At 45.0% G+C, this 24241-nt stretch carries 24 protein-coding genes; 20 read left to right on the forward strand and 4 right to left on the reverse strand.

Features of this window, described 5'->3' with window-relative positions:
- Nucleotides 1–53: 53 nt before the first annotated feature.
- The 19 genes from L876_RS0108820 (at nt 54) to L876_RS0108910 (ending at nt 19521) form a co-directional block, all read left to right on the forward strand.
- Nucleotides 54–842 (forward strand): ParA family protein, encoded by a 789-nt coding sequence (locus tag L876_RS0108820; RefSeq protein WP_028763472.1) that lies wholly within the window; start codon nt 54–56, stop codon nt 840–842.
- A gap of 10 nt (nt 843–852) precedes the next feature.
- Nucleotides 853–1731 (forward strand): ParB/RepB/Spo0J family partition protein, encoded by an 879-nt coding sequence (locus L876_RS0108825; protein ID WP_028763473.1) that lies wholly within the window; start codon nt 853–855, stop codon nt 1729–1731.
- 223 nt (nt 1732–1954) lie between these two features.
- A complete protein-coding gene (locus L876_RS0108830; RefSeq protein ID WP_028763474.1) occupies nt 1955–2347 on the forward strand; it encodes an ATP synthase subunit I in 393 nt (130 codons plus the stop codon).
- A 3-nt stretch (nt 2348–2350) separates the two neighbouring features.
- A complete protein-coding gene (gene atpB, locus L876_RS0108835; protein WP_028763475.1) occupies nt 2351–3145 on the forward strand; it encodes a F0F1 ATP synthase subunit A in 795 nt (264 codons plus the stop codon).
- Between the two features lie 69 nt (nt 3146–3214).
- Nucleotides 3215–3466 (forward strand): F0F1 ATP synthase subunit C, encoded by a 252-nt coding sequence (gene atpE, locus L876_RS0108840; protein WP_011639455.1) that lies wholly within the window; start codon nt 3215–3217, stop codon nt 3464–3466.
- A 37-nt stretch (nt 3467–3503) separates the two neighbouring features.
- Complete coding sequence (atpF, locus tag L876_RS0108845) at nt 3504–3974, forward strand: F0F1 ATP synthase subunit B (protein WP_028763476.1); 471 nt, start codon at nt 3504–3506, stop codon at nt 3972–3974.
- A 15-nt stretch (nt 3975–3989) separates the two neighbouring features.
- Nucleotides 3990–4523: a F0F1 ATP synthase subunit delta gene (atpH, locus tag L876_RS0108850; RefSeq protein ID WP_028763477.1), complete on the forward strand. Its 534-nt coding sequence runs from the start codon at nt 3990–3992 to the stop codon at nt 4521–4523.
- A gap of 14 nt (nt 4524–4537) precedes the next feature.
- A complete protein-coding gene (gene atpA / locus L876_RS0108855; RefSeq protein WP_028763478.1) occupies nt 4538–6079 on the forward strand; it encodes a F0F1 ATP synthase subunit alpha in 1542 nt (513 codons plus the stop codon).
- Between the two features lie 49 nt (nt 6080–6128).
- Nucleotides 6129–6989 carry a F0F1 ATP synthase subunit gamma gene (gene atpG / locus L876_RS0108860; RefSeq protein WP_028763479.1) on the forward strand — a complete coding sequence of 287 codons (861 nt, stop codon included), beginning with the start codon at nt 6129–6131 and terminating at the stop codon, nt 6987–6989.
- Nucleotides 6990–7023: 34 nt separating this feature from the next.
- Nucleotides 7024–8400, forward strand: coding sequence for a F0F1 ATP synthase subunit beta (atpD, locus tag L876_RS0108865; protein ID WP_028763480.1), 1377 nt, complete (start codon nt 7024–7026; stop codon nt 8398–8400).
- A gap of 34 nt (nt 8401–8434) precedes the next feature.
- Nucleotides 8435–8863, forward strand: coding sequence for a F0F1 ATP synthase subunit epsilon (locus L876_RS0108870; RefSeq protein WP_028763481.1), 429 nt, complete (start codon nt 8435–8437; stop codon nt 8861–8863).
- 503 nt (nt 8864–9366) lie between these two features.
- A complete protein-coding gene (locus L876_RS0108875; RefSeq protein WP_028763482.1) occupies nt 9367–9723 on the forward strand; it encodes a DsrE/DsrF/TusD sulfur relay family protein in 357 nt (118 codons plus the stop codon).
- 116 nt (nt 9724–9839) lie between these two features.
- On the forward strand, nt 9840–11204 hold the full coding sequence (glmU, locus tag L876_RS0108880) for a bifunctional UDP-N-acetylglucosamine diphosphorylase/glucosamine-1-phosphate N-acetyltransferase GlmU (protein ID WP_028763483.1): 1365 nt from the start codon (nt 9840–9842) through the stop codon (nt 11202–11204).
- A gap of 198 nt (nt 11205–11402) precedes the next feature.
- Nucleotides 11403–13535: a TonB-dependent receptor gene (locus L876_RS0108885; protein ID WP_028763484.1), complete on the forward strand. Its 2133-nt coding sequence runs from the start codon at nt 11403–11405 to the stop codon at nt 13533–13535.
- Nucleotides 13536–13695: 160 nt separating this feature from the next.
- Nucleotides 13696–14466 (forward strand): DeoR/GlpR family DNA-binding transcription regulator, encoded by a 771-nt coding sequence (locus L876_RS0108890; protein ID WP_028763485.1) that lies wholly within the window; start codon nt 13696–13698, stop codon nt 14464–14466.
- A 38-nt stretch (nt 14467–14504) separates the two neighbouring features.
- Nucleotides 14505–16334, forward strand: a complete 1830-nt coding sequence (gene glmS, locus L876_RS0108895) for a glutamine--fructose-6-phosphate transaminase (isomerizing) (RefSeq protein WP_028763486.1) — start codon at nt 14505–14507, stop codon at nt 16332–16334.
- 146 nt (nt 16335–16480) lie between these two features.
- Nucleotides 16481–16918: a MerR family transcriptional regulator gene (locus L876_RS21430; protein ID WP_037428259.1), complete on the forward strand. Its 438-nt coding sequence runs from the start codon at nt 16481–16483 to the stop codon at nt 16916–16918.
- Complete coding sequence (locus L876_RS0108905) at nt 16911–19157, forward strand: heavy metal translocating P-type ATPase (RefSeq protein WP_028763487.1); 2247 nt, start codon at nt 16911–16913, stop codon at nt 19155–19157. The genes L876_RS21430 and L876_RS0108905 overlap by 8 nt, the downstream gene beginning before the upstream one ends.
- Nucleotides 19158–19167: 10 nt before the next feature.
- Nucleotides 19168–19521 carry a cupredoxin domain-containing protein gene (locus tag L876_RS0108910; protein ID WP_028763488.1) on the forward strand — a complete coding sequence of 118 codons (354 nt, stop codon included), beginning with the start codon at nt 19168–19170 and terminating at the stop codon, nt 19519–19521.
- Nucleotides 19522–19578: 57 nt separating this feature from the next.
- Here L876_RS0108910 and L876_RS0108915 read toward each other — a convergent pair whose 3' ends face one another.
- The 4 genes from L876_RS0108915 to L876_RS0108930 form a co-directional block, all read right to left on the reverse strand.
- Nucleotides 19579–20118: a porin family protein gene (locus L876_RS0108915; RefSeq protein WP_028763489.1), complete on the reverse strand. Its 540-nt coding sequence runs from the start codon at nt 20116–20118 to the stop codon at nt 19579–19581.
- Nucleotides 20119–20345: 227 nt separating this feature from the next.
- Nucleotides 20346–20540 (reverse strand): DUF2061 domain-containing protein, encoded by a 195-nt coding sequence (locus L876_RS0108920; RefSeq protein ID WP_028763490.1) that lies wholly within the window; start codon nt 20538–20540, stop codon nt 20346–20348.
- A 351-nt stretch (nt 20541–20891) separates the two neighbouring features.
- Nucleotides 20892–21794: a 1,4-dihydroxy-2-naphthoyl-CoA synthase gene (locus tag L876_RS0108925; protein WP_028763491.1), complete on the reverse strand. Its 903-nt coding sequence runs from the start codon at nt 21792–21794 to the stop codon at nt 20892–20894.
- A 128-nt stretch (nt 21795–21922) separates the two neighbouring features.
- Nucleotides 21923–22276 carry a hypothetical protein gene (locus L876_RS0108930; RefSeq protein WP_028763492.1) on the reverse strand — a complete coding sequence of 118 codons (354 nt, stop codon included), beginning with the start codon at nt 22274–22276 and terminating at the stop codon, nt 21923–21925.
- Between the two features lie 89 nt (nt 22277–22365).
- Here L876_RS0108930 and ccoG point away from each other — a divergent pair, with 89 nt between their 5' ends.
- A complete protein-coding gene (ccoG, locus tag L876_RS0108935) occupies nt 22366–23793 on the forward strand; it encodes a cytochrome c oxidase accessory protein CcoG (RefSeq protein WP_028763493.1) in 1428 nt (475 codons plus the stop codon).
- Nucleotides 23794–24241: the final 448 nt, after the last annotated feature.

The raw sequence follows: 24241 nt of genomic DNA on the forward strand, positions 1-24241 counted from the left end.
TGATAGATTATTAAGCGTATCGAATTAGCTAACGTGATAGACAGGATAATATTGTGGGTAAAGTCATAGCCGTAGCTAACCAGAAAGGTGGCGTCGGAAAAACAATAACTTGTGTGAATTTAGCTGCTTCTTTGGCTGCCACAAAGCGCAAAGTGTTACTTATCGATCTTGATCCTCAAGGTAATGCAACCATGGGCAGTGGCGTCGACAAATACAGCGTCGAAAATACCGCTTATGAGTTGCTTGTTGAAGAGAAAAGTTTTGATGAGATCGTTTACCGAGATACTGCTGGTAAGTACGATCTGATTGCTGGCAATGGTGATGTTACTGCGGCTGAGATCAAGTTAATGGAGTTTTTTGCTCGCGAAATTCGCTTGCGCAATGCCCTCGCACCAATTAAAGATGATTACGATTTTATCTTTATCGACTGCCCGCCTTCGCTCAATATGTTAACGGTAAACGCTATGTCGGCTGCCGATTCAATTTTGGTGCCTATGCAGTGTGAGTATTACGCGCTGGAAGGGTTAACCGCTTTGATGGATACCATCAGTAAGCTGGCGTCTATGGTTAATCCTGGACTCTCAATCGAAGGGATCTTACGTACTATGTACGATCCACGTAATCGACTAGCTAATGATGTCTCTGATCAACTCAAACAGCATTTTGGCGATAAAGTTTATCGTACCGTGATCCCTCGTAACGTTAGACTGGCTGAAGCCCCAAGTTTTGGTGCGCCAGCCATGTATTATGATAAGTCTAGCGCAGGTGCTAAGGCCTACCTTGCGTTAGCGGGTGAAATTATTAGACGTGCAGAGCAACATTCAAAGTTAGAGCAAGCTTAAGGAAAAACAGATGACCCCTAAAAAACGCGGCCTAGGCAAAGGATTAGATGCACTGTTAAGTACAAGCCATGCGGCGGCTAACAGTGTGTCGGCGCAAGATGCTGCAAGCAATGGTGCTGAAGAGCTGAAGATGATTGCGGTGGATCTGTTGCAACCAGGTAAGTACCAGCCACGTAAAGATATGTCGCCAGAAGCACTTGATGAGCTTGCTGAGTCTATTCGTACCCAAGGGATCATTCAGCCTATCGTTGTGCGTCGCGTATCGGATAAGGGATATGAAATCATTGCTGGTGAGCGTCGCTGGCGTGCGTCGCAATTGGCTAAGCTTGAAAAAGTTCCCTGTATCATTAAACAAGTTCCTGACGAATCGGCTGTCGTCATTGCGTTGATTGAAAATATCCAGCGTGAAGATCTTAATGCGATGGAAGAAGCGATTGCGTTAAATCGTCTAATTGAAGAGTTTGATTTGACGCATCAGCAAACCGCTGATGCGGTGGGTAAATCCCGTGCGACCGTCTCTAATCTACTGCGTTTAAATGGCCTGAATGAGCCGGTAAAGCGTATGTTGGAGTATGGTGATATCGATATGGGTCATGCGCGAGCCTTGCTTGCCATTAACGGTGACGAGCAAACTAATCTAGCTAGATTAGTAAGTGCGAAAGAACTAACCGTTCGTGAAACTGAACGATTAGTTAATAAAACCTTAAATCCACCTGAAGTCGTCGATAAACCGGCAAAAGATCAAGATGTCACCCGTCTAGAGAGCCAATTAATTGAAAAATTAGGTGCCAAAGTTTCTATTACTCATAATAAAAAAGGTAAGGGAAAATTGGTAATTAACTATCAAAATTTGGCTGAATTGGATGGTATCATTGGGAAAATCCGCTAAATTCTCTAAGTTAACGTAATATTATGTAACTTTGTGACATCTGTTAATCTTCCACTTTTAGACTTTTGGCGTAGTTCACGTTAAAAGTCTCCTTTTTCCTCACCTTAAACTTGCTTTGAATGGCCGAAAAGGTATACTTTCGCAAGCTTTTTGTACCTCAACATTGTCCGGCGTTTTGTAGTCCGGTCATAGAAACAAAAAGTATGAATGCGGAGAAGATGAATTGAGCAAGGTTTTAGCACGTCGTGGCCGGTGGTCTGCCTATAAGTTGGTTATGATGCAGGCGGCGGTGGCTGGGGGTGTTTCGATTGTCTTTTTCGCCGTGTGGGGAGCTCAGTATGGACTATCTGCCTTGGCAGGTGGCGCTATCGCTGTACTCCCTAATTTTGTATTCGCGACCCTCGCTTTTTCCCATACGGGAGCAAGTTCAGCAGGAAAAGTTATGAAAACTTTTTACTGGGGGGAAGCGGTAAAGTTGCTGTTAACCATAGCTATGTTTTCGCTAGCTTTTATCAATCTTAAGGTTGTATTTATGCCGCTTTTTGTTTGTTATGTCGCTGCGTTAATTGTGCATTGGACAGCTCCTTTATACTTCAAGCAAAGTAAAGTGGGATGAATCATGGCTGCAACTGGTGAAGCGTTAACACCGCAGGGCTATATCCAGCACCACCTTACCAACTTAAGTGTTGGTGAAGGCTTCTGGACATGGCACATTGATTCGTTGTTCTTTTCGGTTGGGCTTGGTGTTCTATTCTTGTGGCTATTCCGCAGCGTTGGTAAGAAGGCTACAACAGGCGTTCCTGGCAAACTTCAGTGTTTTGTCGAGATGATTGTTGAGTTTGTCGATTCTAGCGTGAAAGAAACCTTCCATGGCCGCAATCCTGTTATTGCTCCGTTGGCATTAACGATTTTTGTTTGGGTATTCATGATGAACTTCATGGATATGGTTCCAGTTGACTGGATCCCATCACTGGCAGCTGCTGCTGGTATCCCTTACATGAAAGTTGTACCAACGACAGACTTAAACATTACCTTTAGCTTAGCTATTGGTGTGTTCTTGCTGATTATTTACTACAGCATTAAAGTCAAAGGCGTATCAGGCTTTGTTAAAGAATTGACGCTACAGCCGTTTAACCATAAGGCAATGATACCCGTCAACCTCCTATTAGAGTCAGTTACCTTAATTGCTAAGCCAATCTCATTGGCATTACGTCTATTTGGTAACTTGTACGCAGGTGAGTTGATCTTCATCCTTATTGCGCTGATGTATGGTGCTAACATGGCGTTATCTGCCCTAGGTGTAACACTGCAACTAGGTTGGTTAATCTTCCATATTTTGGTTATCACTCTGCAAGCGTTTATCTTCATGATGCTTACGATCGTGTATCTAAGCATGGCTCATGAAGATCATTAAGGGTTGCTGAAGAAATTTTTTTAAGCTAAATCACTAACTAACTAAAGATTTAGAATACTGGAGATAGAGATGGAAACTGTATTAGGCATGACAGCTATCGCTGTTGCTCTACTGATTGGTATGGGTGCTCTTGGTACCGCTATCGGTTTCGGCCTACTAGGTGGCAAGTTCTTGGAAGGCGCTGCGCGTCAACCAGAAATGGCTCCTATGCTACAAGTTAAGATGTTCATTGTTGCTGGTCTATTGGATGCGGTAACCATGATCGGTGTAGGTATTGCACTATTTATGCTGTTTACTAACCCACTGGGTGCAATGCTGTAATCAACGCTTCTGTCTTTAATCTAAATAGGAGGCTGTTGTGAATATCAACGCTACCCTAATCGGTCAGACGGTTGCCTTTATTATCTTCGTGTGGTTCTGCATGAAGTTTGTTTGGCCCCCTTTGATGAATGCCATCGAAGAGCGTCAAAAAAAGATAGCCGACGGTCTAGCTGATGCTGATCGTGCTGTAAAAGACCTTGAGTTGGCGCAGGCGAAAGCCACCGACCAACTAAAAGAAGCTAAGGCAACTGCTAACGAAATCATTGAGCAAGCTAATAAGCGTAAAGCTCAGATTGTCGATGAGGCCAAAGCCGAAGCAGACGCTGAGCGAGCTAAAATTATCGCTCAGGGTAAAGCAGAAATTGAAGCTGAACGTAATCGCGTGAAAGAGGACTTGCGTAAGCAAGTTGCTTCTCTAGCCATAGCTGGTGCTGAGAAGATCCTTGAGCGTTCGATTGATGAAGCCGCCCACAGTGACATAGTTAATAAACTAGTTGCTGAAATTTGATAAGGGAGTTGAGTTATGGCTGAAATAACCACCATCGCTCGTCCTTACGCAAAGGCAGCGTTTGACTTTGCTATTGAGAAAAATGCAGTAGATAGTTGGGCAGAAATGCTTAACTTTGCCGCCATAGTTAGTGAAAACGAAACTATGAAGCCGCTACTGTCTGGCGCTTTAGCCAGTAACCAGCTTGCAGAGCTTTTTATTAAAGTTTGTGGTGAGCAGGTCAATGAGCAAGGTCAAAACCTGTTAAAGGTAATGGCTGAAAACGGTCGTTTGGAAGTACTTCCTGCTGTAAGTGAACTCTTTCATGAGTTCCGCAATGAGTGGGCAAAAGAGGTTGAAGCAAATGTTGTTTCTGCCACTGAGCTTAACGCAGAGCAACAGCAGCACATTAGTGCTTCTCTAGAGAAACGTCTCACACGCAAAGTTAAGCTGAATTGCAGCGTAGATGCCAGCCTTGTTGCTGGTGTAATTATCACGGCAGGCGACCTAGTCATTGATGGCTCGGTCAGCGGTAAACTAAACCGTCTGTCTGAAACGCTGCAGTCGTAATTGGGAGTTTGAGCATGCAACTGAATTCCACTGAAATCAGCGATCTGATTAAACAGCGGATCGAGCAGTTCGAAGTCGTTAGTGAAGCTCGCAACGAAGGTACTATCGTTGCAGTAAGTGACGGCATCATCCGCATCCACGGCCTAGCCGATGTTATGCAAGGTGAAATGATCGAACTGCCTGGTAACCGTTTCGCAATCGCGTTGAACTTAGAACGTGATTCTGTCGGTGCCGTAGTTATGGGTCCTTATGCCTCTTTGGCAGAAGGTCAAAAAGTTAAAACAACTGGTCGTATTTTGGAAGTTCCAGTTGGCCGTGGTCTATTAGGCCGTGTAGTCAACACATTGGGTCAACCAATCGACGGTAAAGGACCTATCGACAACGATGGTTTCTCTCCTGTTGAAGTTATCGCACCAGGTGTTATTGAACGTAAGTCAGTAGATCAACCAGTGCAAACTGGTTATAAAGCCGTTGACTCTATGATCCCTATCGGTCGTGGACAACGTGAATTGGTAATTGGTGACCGTCAGACTGGTAAAACAGCGCTAGCGATCGATGCCATTATCAATCAAAAAGACTCTGGCATTAAGTGTGTATACGTAGCAGTAGGCCAAAAGGCTTCTACCATTGCTAACGTAGTTCGCAAACTTGAAGAGCACGGCGCATTGGCTAATACCATCGTTGTTGTTGCAACCGCTTCTGAAGCCGCTGCACTACAATATTTGGCGCCATATTCTGGCTGTTCAATGGGTGAATACTTCCGTGACCGCGGTGAAGACTCACTAATCGTCTATGATGACCTGTCTAAGCAAGCAGTTGCTTATCGTCAGATCTCATTGCTACTAAAGCGTCCTCCAGGACGTGAAGCATACCCAGGCGACGTTTTCTATCTTCACTCACGTCTACTAGAACGTGCTTCACGTGTAAACGTTGAGTATGTTGAGAAGTTCACTAAAGGCGAAGTTAAAGGCCAAACTGGTTCTCTAACAGCATTGCCAATTATTGAAACTCAAGCTGGTGACGTATCTGCATTCGTACCGACCAACGTAATTTCGATTACCGATGGTCAGATCTTCCTTGAAACTGACCTATTTAACTCAGGCCTACGTCCTGCTGTTAACCCTGGTATTTCAGTTTCTCGTGTTGGTGGTGCGGCGCAGACTAAGATCATCAAGAAACTGTCTGGTGGTATCCGTACCGCACTAGCACAGTATCGAGAGCTTGCGGCGTTCTCTCAGTTTGCATCTGATCTTGACGATGCAACTCGTGCTCAGCTTGAGCATGGTGAGCGTGTTACCGAACTTATGAAGCAAAAGCAATACGCGCCAATGAGCGTAGCTGATCAGTCTGTGTCAATTTTCGCAGCTGAAAAAGGTTACCTAAAGGCCGTTGAGCTTAACAAGATCGGTGACTTCGAAGCTTCTTTGCTCTCTTACATGAACAGCGAGCATGCTGACCTAATGAAATCTATCAATGATACTGGCGATTATAATGCTGATATCGAAGGTAGTTTGAAGGCTGGCCTCGACAAGTTCGTAGAAACCCAAACCTGGTAAAGACACAGAGGTGTCTTAAGACACCTCAGGTCCAGATTGGAGAGTAAAGATGGCCGGCGCTAAAGAGATTAAAACCAAGATCGCGAGTGTTCAGAACACTCAGAAGATCACATCTGCGATGGAAATGGTTGCAGCCAGCAAAATGCGCAAAGCGCAGGACCGCATGGCAGCGAGCCGTCCATATGCAGAAAATATGCGTAAGGTGATCGGTCACGTGGCGCAAGGTTCTCTCGAATATAAGCATCCATATTTGGAAGTGAGAGAAGCTAAGCGAGTCGGTTATATTGTTGTATCAACCGACCGTGGTCTTTGTGGTGGTCTGAACGTTAACCTTTTCAAAAAGGTTATCGCAGACGTGAAGAAGCAACGTGAAGCCGGAGCAGAAGTTGAATTCTGCCCAATTGGCGCACGTAGCGTACAATTCTTCTCAAGCTTTGGTGGACAGGTATCTGCTTCTGCTTCAGGTCTAGGTGACGCTCCGTCGTTAGCTGACTTGATCGGTACAGTACGTGTGATGCTAGAAGCTTACAACGAAGGCAAGCTAGACCGTCTGTATGTGGTATTTAACAAGTTTGTTAATACCATGAGTCAGACGCCTGTGATCGAACAGCTGCTACCTTTGCCTAAGTCGGAAAGCGATGAGATTTCTCATCACTGGGATTACCTGTACGAGCCTGATCCAAAAGAACTTTTGGATACATTATTGGTTCGTTATGTTGAATCTCAAGTGTATCAAGGTGTTGTCGAAAACATCGCATCTGAGCAAGCAGCCCGTATGGTTGCTATGAAAGCTGCGACAGACAATGCTGGTGATCTTATCAGTGACTTGCAGTTGGTCTACAACAAAGCCCGTCAGGCTGCGATTACGCAGGAACTGTCGGAAATTGTTTCAGGGGCTTCAGCAGTTTAGGCTGGGTAACGAATAAAAGTTTAGAGGATTAATCATGAGCACAGGTACTGTTGTCCAAGTAATTGGCGCGGTTGTGGACGTTGAGTTTCCACATGATGCCGTACCTCAGGTTTATGACGCTCTAGAGATCAAAAGTGAAGACTTGGTGCTGGAAGTTCAGCAACAACTTGGTGGTGGTGTAGTTCGTACCATCGCTATGGGTACTTCAGATGGTCTGCGTCGTGGTCTTGAGGTAGTAAATACAGGTTCACCTATTTCTGTTCCGGTTGGGGCTGCAACCCTTGGCCGTATCATGAACGTATTAGGTAAGCCGATTGATGAAGCGGGCCCAATTGGTGAAGAAGATCGTTATGAGATTCACCGTGAAGCGCCTTCATATGAAGATCAATCAAACACTACTGAACTTTTAGAAACAGGTATTAAGGTTATCGACCTTGTATGTCCGTTTGCTAAGGGTGGTAAAGTAGGTCTGTTTGGTGGTGCGGGTGTTGGTAAAACAGTTAACATGATGGAACTGATTAACAACATCGCTAAAGCACACTCAGGTTTATCAGTATTCGCTGGTGTAGGTGAGCGTACTCGTGAGGGTAACGACTTCTACTACGAGATGGAAGAGTCTGGTGTTCTCGACAAAGTGGCCATGGTTTATGGTCAGATGAACGAGCCTCCAGGAAACCGTCTACGTGTGGCACTGACTGGTCTAACAATGGCTGAAAAGTTCCGTGACGAAGGTAAAGATGTTCTTTTCTTCGTTGATAACATCTATCGTTACACCTTGGCGGGTACTGAAGTATCTGCACTGCTAGGCCGTATGCCATCAGCAGTAGGTTACCAGCCAACACTGGCTGAAGAGATGGGTGTACTTCAGGAGCGTATTACTTCAACTAAGACAGGGTCTATTACCTCTGTTCAAGCTGTATACGTACCTGCGGATGACTTGACGGATCCGTCACCAGCAACAACTTTCGCTCACTTAGATGCGACTGTTGTATTGTCACGTAACATTGCTTCGCTAGGTATTTACCCAGCGGTTGACCCATTGGATTCGACTTCACGTCAGCTAGATCCATTGGTTGTTGGCCAAGAGCATTACAACGTAGCAAGTGGTGTACAAACGGTACTACAGCGCTATAAAGAGCTGAAAGATATCATCGCGATTCTTGGTATGGACGAATTATCTGATGAAGATAAGACCACTGTATCTCGTGCGCGTAAGATTGAAAAATATCTTTCTCAGCCTTTCTTCGTAGCAGAAGTATTCACCGGTTCTCCAGGTAAGTACGTTTCTCTAAAAGACACTATCCGTGGCTTTAAGGGACTATTGGAAGGTGAGTTTGACCACATTCCAGAGCAAGCGTTCTACATGGCAGGTTCAATCGACGAAGTTATCGAGCGAGCTAACAAAAAATAATCGAGCCCTAGGCTTGGTATTTTAAGGAGAACGGATGGCAGCCATGACAGTACAACTTGATATAGTAAGTGCAGAAAGTAGCATCTATTCTGGTCTTGTAGCACACCTACAAGTAACTGGTTCAGAAGGTGATTTAGGTATTATGCCTGGTCACGCGCCTTTGCTGACAAATATCAAACCTGGCATGGCGCGCATCGTCAAGCAAGATGGTAAAGAAGAGGTGTTTTATCTTTCGGGTGGTATCCTGGAAGTGCAACCTTCTTCAGTTTCCGTATTGGCTGACGTGGTATTGCGTGCCGAAGAGATTGATGAGCAGGCAGCTGTAGAAGCGAAGCGTCGTGCAGAGGCCCATATGGCTGATGCTGGTGCAGACCTAAACTATGCCGCTGCAGCGATTGAATTAGCTCAGGCTATCGCTCAATTGCGCGTTGTAGAAACCATCAAGAAGAACATTGCCAGATAAGGTTATTGTTTGATGAAAAAAAGCGCCTCATGGCGCTTTTTTTGTGTCTAAAAAGTAAAAAGCAGCTCCTAGATGCTAGGAAAAACAAAGACGAACGGCCTGCGGCCTAGGGAACGTGACTGCGTCACTTACGGAACGCTACGCTGACGGAAAAGATGGTTCTAGAAAAGTCGTTGCGAACGCTTTGCTGACGGATAATAGAACGCTTGCAAGCTCACTAACGGAAAAGACGAAATAATTTGATTTTTGTAGGTCAGGCTTTAGCCCGTCAATTAAGGGGGGCTAAATTTGTTGTAAGAGCAGGAAAGCCAAGTTAGCGTTGTCGGTATAGCTCTTATAGGACCTAGCAGGAGCGTAGCGACGCTCTAGCCGTGACAGCGTCACGTCCTAGTACCTTTTAGTAGAATCTAATCGCTTGAATTAATTATCGTGATCCGTGTAAGTCTTTAAACCTGATTTGAGTGTTAACCTCTGGCACTCATTTAATGTCTGGGAACTTCTCTATGCAACACGTCCTTATTATCGTTAATGACGCCCCTTATGGATCTGAAAGACTCTTTAATGCCCTGCGTCTGGCTATACAGCTCAATGAACAAGAAAGTCCACTAGCGCAAGTCAGCTTATTTCTATTATCAGATGCTATCACCGCTGTAATCCCTAAACAAAATCCAAATGAGGGCTATAACATTCAGCAGATGCTGGAGATTTTGATAGCACAAAACAGCCCTGTGAAGTTTTGTGGTTCTTGTATGCATGCTCGCGGGTTAGCGCAACTTAGTGTGATTGAAGGTTGCGAAGTGGCTACGATGGATGAACTCGCCCAATGGGTATTAAGTGCAGATAAAACCGTTTCCTTTTAAATATAGTGTGGTGTTGGCTGTAGTCGCTTTTAGGCTACTAATAGCTTAAAATCAGTCCATAAAAATAGACCTCAAATTTACTTTTTACCATTAGGTAGTCTCTCAAGGATTTTTTCATGGCATTGAATGTAGTGATTTTGGCCGCAGGCAAGGGAACCCGCATGCGCTCAGATCTCCCTAAAGTTCTTCATCCTATAGCGCACAAAAGCATGGTTCAACATGTTATCGATACAGCCCATCAGGTAGGCAGTGATGCGATTCAGCTGGTTTATGGTTACGGTGCCGATAAACTGCAAGCAAACCTAGGTGAGCAACAACTTAACTGGGTACTGCAAGCAGAGCAACTGGGGACAGGGCATGCTGTAGCTCAAGCTAATACTCATATTGCTGATGATGATACCGTGCTCATTCTATATGGCGATGTGCCATTAATTCAGGCATCGACGCTCGAGGCGCTACTATCAGCGCGTGAAGCGAATGGTTTGGCTATTTTGACTGTTAATCTGCCCAATCCTACGGGCTATGGTCGTATCGTGCGTGAGGCGGGTAAGGTCATAGGTATTATCGAGCAGAAAGATGCGAATGCTGAGCAGTTAACCATCAATGAGATTAATACCGGCATTATGGCTGCCCCCGGCAAGCAGTTAAAAGAGTGGTTAGGTCAGCTGTCATCGGACAATGCCCAAGGTGAATATTACCTTACTGATATAGTGGCTATGGCTCACCGCGATGGTGTGGCGATTACCACTGCACAACCTCAGTCGGCTATCGAAGTGGAAGGCGCTAACAACCGCGTGCAATTAGCACAATTGGAACGTGCCTATCAGGCTCGCGCTGCCGAGAAACTGATGCTTGAGGGCGCAAACCTTAGGGATCCTGCTCGTATCGATATCCGCGGTGATGTTAGCGTGGGCATGGATGTTATGGTCGATGTTAATGTGATATTCCAAGGCAAAGTGACTATCGGTAATAACGTGACTATTGGCGCTGGTGCGATTTTGATTGATTGTGAGATTGGCGATAATGCTGAAATCAAACCTTATTCTATTATCGAAAATGCCAAGCTTGGTATTGAGGCTAGCGCTGGGCCATTCGCTCGCCTGCGTCCCGGTGCCGAATTAAAACGTGACGCCCATATTGGTAACTTCGTAGAGATGAAGAAAGCGGTGTTGGGTGAAGGTTCTAAAGCGGGGCACTTAGCCTATATAGGTGATGCGCAAATTGGTGCTGGGGTAAATATAGGTGCAGGAACCATTACCTGTAATTATGATGGCGCGAATAAACACCTTACCATTATTGAGGACAACGTGTTTGTTGGTAGTGATACTCAGCTTGTGGCACCTGTGACTATAGGCAAGGGGGCAACGCTTGGCGCGGGCTCGACGATTACTCGTGATGTGGCCGCGGATGAATTAGTAATAACTCGTGTTAAACAACGTCATTTATCGGGGTGGGCTCGCCCAGTTAAGAAAAAGAAGTAAATTTCCTTCATTAAAAAAGCGACCTAAGGGTCGCTTTTTTATTGGTTAAGTCTCACTCATTAAGGGGGAGTTATCGACTTTGTTGATGGTGATCTCTTTGCAATGTAAAGAGTGTAAATAAATCTCAAATAAAAACGATTCTCATTTATATTCCTTTCAACTTTGATGTTATTCCCGTTTTTTTGTTGTGAGGTTTTCATGTCTCTTAAAGGTTTTTCGTTTAATTATTCTACTATTGGTTTAGCTGTTTTAGCGGGCCTCGCCAGCCTACCTGCTGTTGCCGAAGATGCTGCAGAGAGTGTGGTAACTACCAATATTGAGCGGATTACTGTTACTGGACGTACATTCAACGATTATAAAGTGGGAGTCGCGTCCGGTGCGATGCGGGGGGATATTGATTTAATGGATACCCCTCAATCGGTAACTATTATTCCTGACTTTGTTACTGACGAGCAATTAGCGACCAATTTATCGGAAGTCTTAGTCAATGACTCTAGCGTAACGGGTGGCAGCGAAAAGTGGAACCGCCAAGTATTCAATATTCGTGGGTTTGAGTTATCTTCAGGCTCAGGATTCTTAATCAATGGTCAGCAGCAATGGTCTCACTATGTTCAGCCTATTGAGACACTGCAACAAGTTGAAGTGCTTAAAGGCCCATCAAGTATGTTATATGGTCAATCTGGCCCTGGTGGATTGATTAACATGGTGACTAAGAAGCCAACCTATGACACGTTTTTCGATGTTGGCTTTGATACTGATGAGCATGGTTCTACTCGTTACCAAATTGATGCTGGCGGCAGTTTGAATGAAGATCAAACAATTCGCTATCGCAGTGTATTAGTTAAACAAGATACGACTTACTGGCGTGAATACCAAGACGGATCGAACCAAGAGCGTGACCGCTGGCTAGGTTACTTAAATCTTGAATTTGATATTACCGATGATCTATTGCTGTCACTTAAATACGATCACACTCAAGACAAGACCGGAATTGATCGCGGTGGTTGGCTTAATAGCGACGGCGAGTTAATCGGTGGCAAAGATATTATTTGGGATATGCCGTGGGCTTTTACTGATAATACGGTATCAAACTTGGGGGCCGAGCTGACTTATCACATCAGTGATGATTGGAAAGTGAAAGCGGGTTATAACGATCAGCAGTTTAATCGTCAGCGTTTAGATTCATCGCCAAGTTTAGCTAAAGGTTCTGAAGATCCATTCAAAGACGGTTATACCATCAGCCCATTCGATCGCTATGATGACTGGCAACATAAGACAGGCTTTATCGACTTTACTGGTGACTTCAGCACTGGCGATATTGATCATCAGTTTCTCATCGGCGCCAATATGCTGGATTACTATTATGGTCAATTGAAAGATGCTGGCAAAAGGGGCCAACCAGTCATGCCTGGTCAACCCTTGCCAAAACCCGATCTTGATTACCATCGTGATGGTACCCTCTATGAGAGCGAATACAAACACTACGGCTTCTATATCCAGGACCTAGTTACATTAAATGATCAGTGGCAGTTATTAGCTGGTGTGCGTTACGACGAGCAAAAGAAAGACGGGTCGGGTAATAACAGCTACGCCGTGTCACCAAAGTTTGGCGTTATTTACTCGCCAGCGGAAAACGGCAGTATCTATGTTAACTATTCCAAAAGTTTCACCCCGCAAGGGATAGTGAATGATGAGGATGATGTAAATAACGGCATGAATCTCGATCCTGAGTATGGCGAGCAATATGAAATGGGTACCAAGTGGGAGCTGTTCGATGGCAGTTTATTATTAACCGGTGCCGTATTCGATATTACCGTTTCCAATGTCACCGTCACGCAAGATCTTGAAGTGCCTAATGAAGAGGGTGATAAAACGATTACTAACCAAAGTGGTGAGCAACGCCATAAAGGCTTCGAGATGGGCGCTCAGGGTCAAGTCAGTGATAGCTGGTTTGTCACAGGTTCAATGATGTATTTGGATGCGGTTTATGACACCGCAGATGCATTAGACGGTAAGACGCCAGTCGATGCACCTGAGTGGTCGGCTAATATCTGGACCCGTTATGAAGTCACTGAAGCATTAGCATTTAACTTTGGCGCCGTGTATGTGGGTGAACGTTTTGCTAATACTCAAAATACCATTAGCAAAGATAGCTATGTTCGTTTCGATATGGGCGCTGCGTATTCCATGGATGTGATGGGCAGTGACGTTAGTGTGCGTTTGAACGTTAAAAATCTATTCGACACTGACTACTTAGCGGGTGGCACCAATACCGATGTGACTGTCGGCGAAGGGCGACACTTTGGTTTGGCGCTAGAAGCTAAGTTCTAAACAAGTTGAGTTTGGCGTAAGCCATACATTATTTATGAGCCCCTATCTTTCGATAGGGGCTTTTTTTGGGAAATTTAGCCAAAATGAGTTTCGATGCTGGTAAAAATGTTTCGTTTCACTATAATGCATCTTTCGAAACGAAAGTTAAATGAAAGGTTTTATGAACAAACGAAATACGCAACAGCGCCGACACAGCATTATTGCCATCTTGAATCAGCAAGGTGAAGTCAGTGTCGATGAGTTGTCTAATCGTTTTGAAACCTCTGAAGTAACTATTCGAAAAGATCTTGCTGAGTTAGAAAAAACCGGTTTGTTACTACGCCGTTATGGCGGTGCCGTAGCCATTCCTGATGAAGTGACCCAACAGTTCAGTGCCAAAATTGCACCCAATAAGTTGTCCATTGCTCAGGCAGCCGCCAAGTTAATAAAAGATCATAATCGTATCATTATCGACAGTGGCAGCACGACCTCTGGCATAGTGCAGCAGTTAAACGATAAGCGTGGTTTGGTGGTGATGACCAATGCGCTGCAACTGGCTAACTCCATACATGAGCTGGAAAATGAACCAACATTATTGATGACTGGTGGCACTTGGGACCCGCATTCTGAATCCTTTCAAGGCCAGGTCGCCGAGCAAGTATTGCGCTCCTATAACTTCGACCAGCTATTTATTGGTGCCGATGGTATCGATTTAGGCCGTGGTACCACCACATTTAACGAACTGACTGGCCTGAGCAAGGTGATGGCCGAAGTGTCTCGTGAAGTTATCGTAATGGTGGATTCAGATAAAATTGGTAAGCGTATTCCCAATTTAGAGCTCGCTTGGCAGCAGATTAGTGTGTTGGTTACCGATGATAGAGTTGAGCCTTCAGTCATCAAACAAATTACAGAGCAGGGTGTTGAAGTGATATTAGCGCCCTATTCAAATTAACTTTAGTTTTTAATATTTATTAAGTGTAGGAATAGATTATGTGCGGAATTGTTGGCGCAGTAGCGCAAAGGGATGTTGCGGAAATTTTGGTCGAAGGCTTACGTCGTCTTGAGTACCGCGGTTACGACTCGGCGGGCGTTGCGGTTATCCATAATGGTGAGCTTAGCAGTACTCGTCGTGTGGGGAAGGTGCAAGAGCTATCGAGTGCGCTAGAACAAATGCCATTGGTTGGCGGCACGGGCATTGCCCACACCCGTTGGGCGACTCACGGTGAGCCAAGTGAGCGCAATGCGCATCCACATCAATCATCTGGTGATATTGCCGTGGTACACAATGGTATTATCGAAAACCACAATAAGCTACGCGAAATGCTTAAAGGCCTAGGCTATGTGTTTGCCTCTGATACCGACACCGAAGTGATCTGTCACTTAGTGCATCATGAGCTTAAGTCACATGACACCTTACTTGCCGCAGTCCAAGCCACGGTAAAGCAACTGGAAGGTGCCTACGGTACCGTTGTGATTGACCGTCGCGATAGCGAGCGCATGATTGTTGCCCGTAGCGGTAGCCCACTGGTTATTGGTTACGGCCTAGGTGAGAACTTTGTTGCTTCTGATCAGTTAGCACTACTGCCAGTGACACGCTCTTTTGCTTTCTTAGAAGAGGGTGATGTTGCAGAAGTGACTCGTCGCACCGTGAGTATTTTTGATGTCGATGGCAATGCCGTTGAGCGTGAAATCAAAGAGTCTGAAGTGACCCATGATGCGGGTGATAAAGGTGAATATCGCCATTACATGCTCAAAGAAATTTATGAGCAGCCACGCGCGATTGCCCATACCTTAGAGGGTCGTATTGCGAGTGGCCATGTTTTAGATTCTGCATTTGGCGAAAATGCCGCTGAGTTTTTAAAAGATATTAAACACGTACAAATTATTGCCTGTGGTACCAGCTATCATGCAGGTATGGCTGCACGTTACTGGCTTGAAGATTGGGCGGGTGTGTCATGTAACGTCGAAATTGCCTCTGAGTTCCGTTACCGCAAATCACACCTGTTTCCTAACAGCTTGCTAGTGACTATTTCACAGTCAGGTGAAACCGCCGATACATTAGCGGCGCTACGTCTTGCTAAAGAGATGGGTTACAAAGCCACTATGACCATCTGTAATGCACCGGGTTCCTCTTTGGTGCGCGAGTCAGATATGGCTTACATGATGAAAGCGGGCGCTGAAATTGGTGTAGCATCAACTAAAGCCTTTACGGTACAACTCGCTGGCCTTCTTATGCTAACCGCAGTGGTTGGGCGCCATAACGGCATGTCTGACGAAATGCAGGCTAAGATCACTCAAAGCCTACAATCTATGCCAGCTAAAGTTGAGCAGGCTCTAGGTTTAGATGATGCAATTGCTGAACTGGCGGAAGATTTTGCTGACAAGCATCACGCACTGTTTTTAGGTCGTGGCGATCAGTACCCTATTGCGATGGAAGGTGCGCTTAAGCTTAAAGAGATCTCTTATATTCATGCAGAAGCTTATGCATCGGGTGAATTAAAGCATGGCCCATTAGCCCTTATCGATGCTGATATGCCAGTGATTGTTGTTGCACCCAACAATGAGTTATTGGAAAAACTAAAATCAAACGTTGAAGAAGTACGCGCACGTGGCGGCCTAATGTATGTGTTTGCCGACAAAGATGCCGAGTTTGAGTCAGATGACACGATGAAGGTGATCCCAGTTCCTCATTGCGATGAGTTTATGGCACCACTTATCTACACCATACCTCTGCAGCTTCTGTCATATCATGTGGCATTGATTAAAGGTACTGATGTGGATCAGCCTCGTAACCTCGCAAAATCTGTAACAGTGGAATAACCCATCGGTTGACCACATTGCTCATTATTTAAAAGCAGCCTCCATTGAGGCTGCTTTTTTTTATTCTCTATTTTCTTGACCTGTGTCTAACACACAGGCTTATAGTCAAGGCATAGAGTTTAAAAATGTCTTATTGGAGTGTTGTTATGCGAGTCAATCAACTAGCTAAAAATCTAAATATTACCGGTGATACAGTGCGCTTCTATACGCGTATTGGCCTGCTAACGCCGATTAAGTCAGAGGTCAATGGCTATAAAGATTACAGCGAAACTGATCAGTCGCGCATGCAGTTTATTTTAAGTGCTCGTAACCTTGGTTTTAGTGTCGACGATATTAAAGTGATCTTTTCCCGCACCGATCATGGTGAAAGCGCCTGCCAAATAGTGAGACAGATGATAGTGCTTAAACTGCAAGAGACTGAAAAGCAGTTTCAAGAGATGGTAAAGCTACGCTCTAAACTGACTCAAGCCGTGACGGAGTGGTCGACAAAGCCTGATCAAGCGCCAACGGGTAATATGATTTGTCACCTTATAGAGGGCAGTGCCAACCTTAGCGGCGCGAATGGGGGAGAGCATCATGAGTAAATCATCAAGTATTCAGCTCAATATTATTGGTGCTGGCTGTGCTAGTTGTGTCGGAAAAATTGAGGCTGCCATTAAGGGCGTCGCTGGTGTCGAGTCTGCCGAAATGAATTTTGCTGACCGTACTGTTTTAGTGCTGGGTAGCCCCCCAATTGAGCAACTTATTGATGCGGTTGAAGCCGCGGGTTACAAGGCTACAGCTATTCAAGCAGGCGCTTCTGAAGCTGCAATGAATGAGAAAGAACTGGCGGATCAGGCCTACTATCATAAGCTGTTGCGTTACACCTTTGTGGCGCTTAGTGTTGGCGTGCCTTTGATGGTCTACGGACTATTGATAGGTGAGATGACGGTGAGTAGCCCCTCTGAACAGATAGTTTGGAGTGCGGTTGGCTTAGTGACTCTTGCCATTATGGCTGTGTCGGGTAAACATTTTTATGTCGGGGCTTGGAAATCATTCCTTAACCATAACGCTAATATGGATACGTTGATCGCATTGGGTACAGGTACTGCTTGGCTCTATTCAATGGTCGTGGTTGCGGTGCCTGATCTGCTGCCGCAAATGGCACGCCACGTCTATTTTGAGGCGACAGCGATGATCATAGGTTTGATCAATCTTGGCTTGGCATTAGAGGTCAAAGCTCGGGGGAAAACCTCGGAAGCGATCAAGCGTCTTATTGGATTGCAAGCGAAAACGGCACGAGTGATCCGTGATGGGATTGAACTTGATATCGATATTGCTCAGGTGTTGCTCGGTGACATCGTCAAAGTACGCCCTGGTGAAAAAGTACCGGTAGATGGCGTTGTTGTTGACGGTAGGACCACCATTGATGAGTCGATGTTAACGGGTGAACCTATGCCAATCAAAAAAAACATTGATGACGAGGTGGTTACAGGCACCCTCAATAAATCCGGTTCCATTACTTTTACCGCTACACGCGTTGGTAAAGATACCGCGCTGGCCCGCATTATCAATATGGTTAAGCGAGCACAGAATGCAAAACCACCAATTGGACGGCTAGCCGACATGATTGCCGGTTACTTTGTTCCAGCCATTATCATTATCGCTACTATTAGCGCCATGGTATGGCTCAACTTTGGCCCTCAACCCTCATTGGTATTTGCTGTGGTATCGGCTACGACCGTATTGATCATCGCATGTCCTTGTGCCTTGGGTTTAGCCACGCCAATGTCAGTGATGGTGGGCGTTGGTAAAGCGGCTGAGTCAGGCGTGCTGATCCGTAATGGCGAAGCTCTGCAAACAGCCTCTAAAATTACTGCCATGGTGCTAGATAAAACCGGCACTATTACCGAAGGGGCCCCCAAGGTCACAGACATCGTATTGACTGATGTCAAAGACTTTGATGAAGACACAGTTTTAAGTCTGGCAGCAAGTATTGAGCGTCACTCTGAACATCCCTTGGCCGACGCGATTGTGGCGAGTGCTGCAAGTCGTTCACTACCGCTGGTGGATATCACAATGTTTAACGCGTTAGCGGGTAAAGGGGTTGAGGCCGATTTTAAAGGCCAAATACTGCTATTTGGTAATGAGAAGTTAATGCATGACAGCAAGATTAACATCGATGCTTATCAAGCTAAGGCGCAACAGTTAGCCAGTGAGGCAAAAACCCCCATCTATTTTTCGGTAGCGGGCCAATTGGTTGCCATTATTGCGGTAGCAGACCCGATTAAAGTCGACTCAGTGGCAGCCATCAAACGTCTAAAGCGTAATGGTATTAAAGTAATTATGTTAACCGGGGACAATAAATCTACTGCAGAGGCCGTGGCAGCGATGGTAGATATTGACCATTTTTATGCCGAAGTGATGCCGGAGGATAAAGCTAAAAAAGTTGCAGACCTGCAAGCTGAAGGCGAGATAGTCGGCATGACAGGTGATGGTATTAATGATGCGCCAGCCTTGGCATTAGCTAATGTGGGGTTTGCCATAGGCACTGGAACGGATGTTGCCATTGAAAGTGCTGATATTACCCTCATGCGTGGATCTCTGCATGGATTGGCGGATGCGATAGCCGTGAGTAAGGCGACGCTAGCAAACATTAAGCAAAATCTATTTGGCGCATTTATCTATAACATCGCAGGCATTCCCATTGCTGCGGGGATTTTATATCCCTTGTTTGGTGTGTTGCTTAACCCGGTGATAGCTGGGGCTGCTATGGCTTTCTCTTCGCTAACTGTGGTGAGTAATGCTAACCGTTTACGCTTATTTAAAGCTAAAGATCATTAGGAGTTACTGTATGTTATTTATCAATATATTCTGTGTCGCTTTTATTGGATTCATCATCTGGTGGTTCTGGTTATACAAGCCAGCTGTCGCGACAAGTGTCGGTGATAATCAAGCGGTTGTGGTCAAAGATGGGGTCTACACACCTGCGAGAGTCAAAGTGAAAGCACAACAGGCCACCACACTGACTTTTCTTCGTCATGATCAGTCTGGCTGCTCGGCAAGTTTGTTGATTCCTGATTTAGAGATAAGCCAAGAGTTAGCCTTAGGTTCGGCCACGCTTATTAATCTTCCGCCACTAGCGAAAGGCGTTTATCCATTTCATTGTCAAATGCAGATGTATAAAGGTGTGCTTATTGTTGAATAGATTTTATGGGCAGGGTAAACCACCGACTTAGGTTTACCCTAATAGAGGTTGTTAGCGTTAGAATCTATAGCCTAGGTTAATGGTTGTGGTATGTGTATCAAGCAGATCCATGGTTTGGAAAGCATAGTTAACGGACATCTCTAACCCTGAACTAAACTCAAAGCGCCAACCCAGACCCGCAAGCAAGCCAACGCCATCCTTTTTATGTCGCTGGTAATCATTATTGGTATCGATAAACTTGAGGTTATATTGGTTAGCGCCAAGTTTAAACACTAGGCGGTTACGCTGAGAAAGCGGAAGTGCATATAAGGCCGCCACGCGAAAACTGTACACATCTTTTAGTTGATTGTTGATGGTGATGATATCGGTTAGAAAAACATCTTGCTCCATATAACCCAGCTCCACGCCCCACTCAGGATTAAACTGATACCGGTAGGCAATATCGTAGTGGGTTTGCACATCATCAGTATCAATATCTTTGTCTGATGACGCTTCGGTCACTCCCCAACCTATACCCGCCGATAGCGCGTGCTGGTAGTCTGCGGCGAGTGTGAGCGGGGAGATAAGCAGGCATAATGCAGTGATTACTGTTTTCATAACAATCCTTTGTAAAGTGATAACGACTAAATATCGAAACTGACTTATATCAGATATTTAATCTGTCTGAAACAGGGTATACCATACTTTACCAAAGTGTTTCCTTAACATTGAGTTGATTAGTTTTTGTTTGTGTCGAATTAATAGATAAACCTCTGTGGGATGCAGGCACTATCGCGACCGTTATTTTTTGCACCGCATCAATGGTGGTAACCGTCTATAAATGGTCAGGCGGCTAAGGGCTTGAGTTGTTTATTCTCAAAGCGCTTCCATATTTTTTCATGGAAGTAGAACACCACAGTGTTGATCGCAGGCTCAATCAAGGCAATAGCACCACCAATGACAATACTGCCTGTTAATAGGTAAGTAACAGTGAAGGCAACGCTGAAATACAGTATTGCAAAAGTGAATGTCTTAGTCATGATGTAACTCCTCTTTAATTCCATTAAATGATAATCATTATCACTTGCGTTTTAAAGAGGATAATGCCGATAGGGCTAAAAGAGTTTTTAGATTGCCCCAGGGTGTGTGTAATACCAATCAATATAAAGATGTGCTCGTCCAGCGCTAAAGCTCCCTGTTAAGCCTGTTTTTGCTTCCTACTTGCCTCACAAAGGATCAACCATTTCATCGCCCATTGGCCTTGAATTAGTAGCTAAAAACAGGCTGAGTCGATCACTTTCTTATACTGACTGGTTTAACCCATTAACATAACAAAGCCGCAGATATGCGGCTTTGTTTTAGGAGAGACTTTGGTGGCTAAAGATTTGTGATTAATAGTGCCAAGGGAATTTAGAAAAGTCTTGGTCACGCTTTTCTAAGAAAGCATCGCGTCCCTCAACCGCCTCATCGGTGCCATAGGCCAGACGAGTCGCCTCACCAGCAAACAGTTGCTGACCGACTAATCCATCATCTGGGAGGTTGAAGCCATACTTCAACATGCGCATGGCCGTTGGCGATTTTGAGTTAATCTCTTTCGCCCAGACTAAGGCCTCGGTTTCAAGTTCTGCGTGAGGAATCGAACGATTGACCATACCCATATCGAACGCTTCATCTGCGCTGTAGTTAAAACCTAAGAAGAAGATTTCGCGGGCACGCTTTTGACCGACCATCTTGGCAAGATATGCGCTGCCGTAGCCAGAATCGAAACTGCCGACGTCAGGGTCTGTTTGTTTAAATATGGCATGCTCTTTTGATGCAAGAGTGAGATCGCACACGACATGCAAGCTATGGCCACCACCAACAGCCCAACCCGGTACTACAGCAATCACGACTTTCGGCATAAAGCGGATCAGACGCTGAACCTCTAATATATGTAGGCGACCCATGCGGGCTATATCGGGGGTACCTTGCTGCTCCCCTTCATATTTATAACCGTCTTTGCCACGAATACGTTGATCACCGCCAGCGCAAAAAGAGTATTGCCCTTTGGCTGATGGGCCGTTGCCAGTGATTAATACACAACCCACATCTGACCATTGGCGCGCATGGTCCAAAGCAATATAGAGTTCATCGACTGTTTTGGGTCTAAATGAGTTGAGGCAATCGGGGCGATTAATAGCGATACGAACAGTACCCTGATCTTTGGCTCTATGGTAGGTGATATCTTCAAATTCAAATCCAGCCACTTGATCCCACAATCTAGGGTCAAAAATATCTGAAACCTTATCAGTCATGTTCATTATCCTGTATCTGACTCGTTAACTAAGAGGAATTTGCCAAGGCTAGGCTTAATATTTATTGAGGTCAATAATGGATATGAAAACCGTGCTGTGAGCGCGGCGTTCATATCTTATCGAAGGGACTATCTTAATTTATCGCAAATGAAAATCTGATTGTCTTTACTTAAATCAGAGAAGCGGCTGGCTTTGCCACCACAATATTCATCTTTGTACTCTAATACGGTTTGTTCTGATTCGAGAATGCTATCTAACGCAGCAAGTTCTGCTTTTGTTAGCCGATTAGCTATTTCGGTTTTAAGTTGAGAGATATGGCTATCGACTTTGATGATTTTGGTTCCTGTCATTGAGTCCAGCTTACGCTCAACCTTTTTCATCAGTGCATCGGTCTGAGCTATGGGCTCATCCAGCTTATCTGTTTTGGTCGCGAGGTAATAAAGTAACCCAACACCCACTCCTAAAATAATCCAGCCTCTCATTATTTAACCAACCTTGGTGAACAATTTGTAATAGAAAAGGTATAATAAGCCAGTTTTCATGGAATATTAAAGCTGTAAGGCTGCTAAATATGAACGCAGAATCAAATAAAAAGGATTATTCAAAGACTGAGCGAATCAAAATTCATCAGCCTGACGTCAATAAGTCCGATCGTTTTAACCCCCGCAACCGCATTTATGTCAGAGCAATCGAAGGTGTGTGGACACAACTTCGTCGCCGTTTGGGTTGGGTCGCGATGCTATTCTTCCTTATATTGCCTTGGATCCCTTGGGGGGATAGACAAGCAGTATGGTTTAACCTTGGTGAGCAGAAGTTTCACATCTTTGGTTTAACTATCTGGCCTCAAGACCTTACCTTACTCGCAGCACTATTAATGATAGCTGCATTTGGCCTATTTTTCGTTACTACCTATCTTGGCCGTGTTTGGTGTGGCTACACTTGCCCACAAACCGTGTGGACCTTTATCTTTATCTGGTTTGAAGAGAAGTTAGAGGGAGCGCGCAATAAGCGCATTAAGCTAGATCAAATGCCATGGAGTTTTAATAAACTGTGGCGTAAAACGGCTAAACATACTGCTTGGCTATTGATCTCACTCTTAACGGCAATGACCTTTGTTTCCTACTTTGTGCCAACCACTGAAGTCTACATCGATGTATTTAGTGGCAGCGCGTCCGGTGGTATCTACTTCTGGGTGGTGCTTTTTACCTTAGCGACATACGGGAACGCGGGGTGGATGCGTGAAATCATGTGTATTCACATGTGTCCTTATGCACGTTTCCAGGCCGCTATGTTCGATAAGAACACCTATATTGTGGGCTATGATGCAAAGCGTGGTGAATCTAGAGGTCCGCGTTCACGTAAAGCTGACCACAAAGAGATGGGCCTTGGTGACTGTATCGATTGTGACCTGTGTGTACAGGTATGCCCAACCGGTATCGATATTCGTAACGGCTTGCAATACGAGTGTATTAACTGCGGTGCATGTATCGATGCGTGCGATACCACCATGGAGCGTATGGGTTATCAAAAAGGCTTAATCGCTTACACCACTGAAAATAAACTAGATGGTGTAAAGGAAAAGGTACTTCGCCCTAAGTTGGTGGGTTATGGTGTCGTGCTGACTGTCATGATACTTATCTTTGTCTATGCTAGCGCCACGATTGCACCAGTGCGAGTGGATATCATCCGTGATAGAAACCAGCTGTTTAGAGAAAATGATCAGGGACTCACAGAGAACACCTTTACTCTAAAAATTCTCAACAAGACTGAATCCGTGCATGAATATGATTTAAGTGTCGATGGACTGCCAGAGTATCAGTGGTTTGGCCCACAGACTGTAACCATTGCAGGCGGTGAGGTATTAACGCTACCAGTTAGTGTTGCGGTTGACCCTGTCTCCTTATCTCGACCAATGCTTAAAGTCGACTTTAAGGTTTCTACCGTAATAGATGGAGAGACTGTGGAAGCGACACAGGAATCGAGGTTCTTCAGCCAATAACCGCGAAGATCATGTTATATAGGTAGTAAAAGGGGCTAATTAGCCCCTTTTTTATACGTATCGTTTGATAACTGCGCGCTCAAACATAAATGTGTCATATTCTTTCAAAAAGCCCTTGCGCCCATCCGAGAACTCCCTATAATGCGCATCCACTGACACGGCACAGCAGGCCAATCGCTCTTAGCAAACGCTAGGCAGCACGGGACTTGCAGCAGTGTGAGAGAGTTTAGTTTTTCGGAATTAGACTCAGGTGGTAAGCGCTTTAGCAGGCTTCCAGTGTTGATTGATTATCACATCAGTGGTTAACAAATCATCGCTTGGAAAACTTCTTAAAATAAGCACTTGACGCCAACAACGGGAAGTGTAGAATACGCATCCCTAAGCCAACGACCTAGCGTCTAACGGCGGTATCTGAGAGATTGATACCAACGCTCTTTAACAAGATGAA

It is taken from the genome of Shewanella colwelliana ATCC 39565, assembly GCF_000518705.1.
Taxonomy (GTDB): domain Bacteria; phylum Pseudomonadota; class Gammaproteobacteria; order Enterobacterales; family Shewanellaceae; genus Shewanella; species Shewanella colwelliana.